A 2,303-nucleotide genomic window follows, 5' to 3' on the forward strand; every position below is an offset into this window, starting at 1 on the left:
TCCCCATAAACAAAGGGAATATCGATTATTCCTGTACAAGCGTTATTTGAACTTTCTTGCTAAGTAAGAGCGTGGCTTATCGGGATGAATTTCACGCTGTGCTGCTATCGCCCTGTTCTTACCTAACCCAACCTTTATCTGATACCAGGTCTCGTAGAACACAGTCATACCCGGGCTTGACCACCGAGTCTTGTTGTAGAGTTTCTTATTAGCAGCGACAACATCTGGTGACCGATTCGCGCACTCAAGTGCCAAGGCATAGGCTTCAGCGTAGGGGTCTTCAGCAATCTTGGTCACCAACCCATATTCTTTCGCGGTTTCACAGTCGATCACTTTGGCCGTCATCGCCATTTCTAAGGTGTGATCTTTACGCATCAGCTCTCTAAAGGCTATGGCGCCTCCCATGTCTGGAATTAGCCCCCACTTTGCTTCCAGTATCGAGAAGTTCGCATCAGAGCTAGCAATTCTAAAGTCACCGCCACTGACCAATTGCAGACCGCCTCCCCAACACCGACCATGAATCGCAAAAATGACAGGGCATGGAATGTCTCGCCAACCCAATGAAAAGCGTTGTGCGGCGTTTGGTAATGTTGGTAACCATTTGAGCAATAGCTTCATCGCGCCAGATTTACTGGTCAGCAAAGACTTCACATCAAGCCCTGAACAAAACTCAGGTCCCTCGCCCTTCACTATTACAGCTCGAATCTCGGTGTTCTTTTTCAATTTATTGACCATGTTGTTCACACCTTGGAACATTGCCATATCAATAGCATTCAGCTTATCGGGTCGATTCAAAACAACCGTCGCAATTTGGTTTTCATCGATAGAACAAGTAATACGATCGAGGTTTGGCATGGTGGCTACCTTATGAGTGGTCAGACCTTTAGGTTATACATTTTATTAACATATGCCAAACTTGCACATTAAGAAGCGAGACCTGTGTTGCTTAACACCTCCTCTTTGCACAAACGACTCCAACAAAAAAGCAGTGATGGATCGCTCCACTCACTGCTTTTTTATTCATAGCTTTGATTGCCAGTAGCTTTGAATACCAGTGGCTTTAGGTCATGAGCAGAAGCTATGTTGTTCGAGATTTCAGTAACAAGAAAATGAAATAACTGCCACCAATAATGGAAACTAACGTCCCTGCTGCAAGCTGCGCTGGGAACACCACCACTTGCCCTAACCAATCAGCAAATAACATCAATGCCGCACCAATCAAAAACGATAAGATGATCTGTTCACGAACCAAGCGAGCACCCACCATCGCCGCAATATGTGGAGCCAGTAGACCAACAAAAGCGACCGGCCCCATGGTGGTTGTGACCATCGAACATAAAATCGCGACAATACACAATAGAACCACATAGGCGATGTTGATGTTAAGCCCTCTTGCACTTGCAAACTGACGACCAGTCGCAATTAATGTCACCCAACGACTCAACAGTAAAGCTATGCCAATACAAACGGTGATCACGATAACCATTATCATTGCAGCTTCAGGTTCAACACGATACGTAGATCCTGCCAACCAAGCCAATAAGATGTATTTTCCCTCTCCCACTCGCGTTAAAGAGAATTGCACCAAAGCTTCCAATACCGCGGTCAGCGAAATACCAGTAAGGATCAATATCGAAGGGGCGAACTGATGCTTCTTGCCAAGAAATAGCAATATACAGAGTGCAATCGCGCTGCCTAAGAAAGCAACCCAAGGGCTTAGCGAATGAATCGAGTATCCCATAAACAGGCTACTGAATATCAACGCCAGAACCGCACCTGCCGACACACCCAGAATGTCCGGGCTTGCGAGCGGGTTGTAGACCAATCTTTGTAAAATCACACCCGCCACTGCTAGGCCGCCACCAGCGAATATTGCGGTTAATATTCTCGGCCAGCGAATCGACCATTCAAATGCGTCTGGGATAACAAAATACCCCATATCAGAAGATGGCTGTGACAGCGTGCTTAACGCCAACAAACCAAAGATCATCGAGCCCAACAAGAAATAAGCCAAAGGTGAAATAGACCTCGGCCCTTTAGGCATCGAGAAAAACATTTGATCTTGGGCAGACATTTGTTTGCGAGCAATAATGATCAAAGCTGGAGCACCAACCACCGCGGTTGCCGTTCCTGTTGGAATCATATCCAAAGACCATTGCGCCAAGAAAATCGCCAAGCTGTCGGTCACACAAAGCAACAGTGCACCTAACACGCAGCTTGCGATGAGTTCAGATTTCGCCTTTAAAAAGCCCAAATGTCTCGCGATGTTTGGCGCAATCAATCCAATAAAACTGATCACACCC

2 protein-coding genes are annotated in these 2,303 nt (G+C 46.4%); both read right to left on the reverse strand.

The window, feature by feature from the left end; genetic code table 11:
* Positions 1–42: 42 nt before the first annotated feature.
* Complete coding sequence (locus BCT81_RS20520) at positions 43–855, reverse strand: crotonase/enoyl-CoA hydratase family protein (RefSeq protein WP_102425641.1); 813 nt, start codon at positions 853–855, stop codon at positions 43–45.
* Between the two features lie 223 nt (positions 856–1,078).
* Positions 1,079–2,303, reverse strand: a 1,225-nt coding sequence (locus BCT81_RS20525) for an iron ABC transporter permease (RefSeq protein ID WP_133152671.1), incomplete at its 5' end; no start/stop codon positions are given.

The sequence above is a fragment of the Vibrio sp. 10N.261.52.A1 genome (assembly GCF_002876325.1).
In the GTDB taxonomy this organism is placed as follows: domain Bacteria; phylum Pseudomonadota; class Gammaproteobacteria; order Enterobacterales; family Vibrionaceae; genus Vibrio; species Vibrio chagasii.

What these genes read in the sequence shown, in the direction of transcription:
- BCT81_RS20520 (WP_102425641.1), bottom strand. Translation starts at nt 855, where the DNA reads ATGCCAAACCTCGATCGTATTACTTGTTCTATCGATGAAAACCAAATT.